The organism is Frankia sp. AgKG'84/4, assembly GCF_023242965.2.
Classification (GTDB): domain Bacteria; phylum Actinomycetota; class Actinomycetes; order Frankiales; family Frankiaceae; genus Frankia.
The window spans coordinates 1-2,637 of the sequence record NZ_JALKFU020001187.1 but is presented as its reverse complement, the minus strand read 5'-3'; the positions used below and the strand labels follow the sequence as shown (position 1 = coordinate 2,637).

Sequence of the window (2,637 nt, the reverse complement as noted above, 5' to 3'; positions counted from 1 at the left end):
CTGCTGGCCGCCGCCGTGGCCGCCCAGCTGGTTGCCGCCGAAGCCCTGGCCGCCGAGCCCGAAGTGCCCCGCCGCGCCGGCGCCGGCAAGCGCGTTGTACGGCGGGAGCAGCTCGCACGGCTGCACGATGACATAGCCGTCGCCGCTGAACTGCATCTGCCAGCTCTCCCCGGTGTTGCCGCGCGGCTTCCACACCGACGACGACGTCACCGCGGCCTGCATGGACACCTGCAGGCTCGAGGACCAGCCGACGACGGCGTCCGCGTCGGCGAAGTAGTAGTTCTGGTGCGTCACCCGCATGACCAGCGGGGCGCCCGAGGTGCACACCACCACGCGGCCGGAGCCGCGCAGCTCGACCTGGTAGGAGCCGACGCCGGCGATACCGACCTGGGTGTCGACGCGGACCAGGTCCCAGTTCAGGTCGGAGTTGAACGCCAGCACGTTCTTGCCGTCGACGGTGAGCCCGTCGCCGCCGACGAGGTCGAGGATGTGCAGGTCCTGCGCCTGGTTGGCGAGGAAGACCGCGCCGGAGCCGGAGACCTGCATGAGGTTGAGGCCCTCGCCGCCGCTGAAGAAGCTGCGGAACTGGCTGCCCCAGCCCTCCCAGTGCCCGTCGAAGTTCACCCCGCCCTGGTACGCGACCATCGCGCCCTTGCGGGCGTAGAACTCGCGCATGCCGCGTCCGAGCGTCGCCCGCAGCATCTTGCCGTTCTGCAGGGAGAACGGCTCCTCCGAGGGCCGATCGGGGTTGTCGAGCAGGCTGCTGCGGATCCCGCCCGGGCCACCGGGACCACCCGGGCCACCGCCGGGACCGCCGGGCGGCGGATGGCCACCGCCCGGCGGGTAGCCGCCGGGAGCGGGCGGCGGGTAGCCACCGCCGGGCGGCGGACCACCGGGTGGCGGATAGCCTGGCCCCTGCGGCGGATAACCCTGGCCGGGAGGCGGATAACCCTGGCCCGGCGGATAGCCGCCCTGACCCGGCGGATACCCCTGACCCGGCGGCGGGTAGCCGCCCTGGCCGGACGGCGGGTAGCCGGAACCGCCGGGATGACCGCCGTAGCCGCCGCCCTGCGTCATGTGCACGTCCTTTCCGCCTCCCGCCAGCCGGCCGCATGCCGGTCGGCGGGTCTGATCCGCGCCGTCAGCCTCGCAGCGACATGTTCGGGCGTTCGTCCTCGCTCGGCTGCACCACGACGAAGCCCTGCCCGGAGAACCCGAGCTGGAAAGCCTCGCCGGAGCCGCGGCCGATCAGCCCACCGAGGCGCGCGGTGCGCCGCGGCTCGACCCGCAGCCCGTCGGTGTAGGCGACCAGGGCGTCGGTGTCGACGAAGGTCGGCGCCTCGCGGGTGTCGAGCACGATGGGGTTCCCCTTGGCCGTCAGCGCCACCCAGCCATGGCCGCGCAGCACCACGTTGAACATCCCCATCCCGGAGAGCATGCTGACGCCGCGCACCCGCTCGATGTTCCACTGCAGCTGCGCGTCGAAGGCGAGGATGTTCTTGCCATTCACGGACAGGCCCTCGCCGGCGAGCTGGGCGACGATGACCTCCTTGCCGTAGTCGGCGAGGTAGAGCAGGCCCTGGCCGGTCGCGGTCATCAGCGGCACGCCCTCGCCGGTCGCCCACGAGGACGCGATCCGGCCGAGCTGCGGCGGCTGCGGGTTGAAGTCGATCAGCCCCTCGTAGGCGATCATGGACCCGGTGCGGGCGAACAGGTCCTGCCCGGGGTTCATGACGACCTTGACGATCTTGGAGCCGTGCTTGCTCATCCGGTCCAGGACGGGCGTCGGCCCGTAGTGGTCGATCAGGCTGCCCTGCACGGCCCGCTCCCTCCCGCCGGCGTCCCCGCCGGGCTCGCGTGCGCGTTCGTCTCCACCCTCACACCTCGAACGGCTGGACGACGACGAAATGACCGGCGAACCCCATGAACTGCAGCGCGAGCGCCTCGCCGCTGCTGCCGGCGTAGATCTGCCGGGAGATCCGCACCTGCGTGGACACGCTGACCCGCATGCCCGTGGTCCAGGCGACCAGCGCGTTCATGTCCGCGAACGTCGGGCCCTGCACGGGCAGGGTCATCGGCGAGCCCTTGGTCATGACGACCACCGAACCAGGCCCGGACACCTCGAAGTGGAACAGCCCGCCGCCGGGGATGCCGGCGCTCTCGATCCGCTTCACCTCGGTGCGCACCGTGTCGTCCATCGCCAGCAGGTTCTTCGCGTTGATGCACAGCGACGAGTTGCCGAGCTCGACGATGTGCAGATCCGCGGCGTCATGGGCGAGGAACACCTCACCGGAGCCCTTGCAGGTCATGAGCTTCACGCTCTGCCCGGTCAGCTTGCCCTCGATGAGGCCGCGCAGCCCGGAGCTCTTGTAATCGAACTCGACGTTGCCCTGGTAGGCGACCATCGAGCCGCGCAGCGCCAGCGCATCCGGGCCGAGGGTCACCTTCACCAGCTTGCCGTTCTGCTGGGTCCAGCGACCGGCCGTCGGCACCTCCCGATAGGGGGCGAGGCTGTTCATCGCCCCCGGCTGGGTCGGCTGGACCTGGGAGGGCAGCGGCTCCGGTGCGCCGGGCCTGCCACCGGGCGCGGGGGCGTAACCGGGGGCGCCGGGCGCGGGCTGGCCACCGCCGTATGCC

At 71.8% G+C, this 2,637-nt stretch carries 3 protein-coding genes; all 3 read right to left on the bottom strand.

The window, feature by feature from the left end; genetic code table 11:
• Positions 1-1,077, bottom strand: a 1,077-nt coding sequence (locus tag MXD58_RS28530; protein WP_250611265.1) for an AIM24 family protein, incomplete at its 3' end; no start/stop codon positions are given.
• Positions 1,078-1,141: 64 nt separating this feature from the next.
• The gene (locus MXD58_RS28525; RefSeq protein ID WP_248837862.1) at positions 1,142-1,819 is read right to left on the bottom strand and encodes an AIM24 family protein; all 678 of its coding nucleotides are present in this window, start codon (positions 1,817-1,819) and stop codon (positions 1,142-1,144) included.
• Between the two features lie 58 nt (positions 1,820-1,877).
• Positions 1,878-2,637 (bottom strand): AIM24 family protein (locus tag MXD58_RS28520; protein WP_250611263.1); only part of this gene is annotated, 760 nt, incomplete at its 5' end.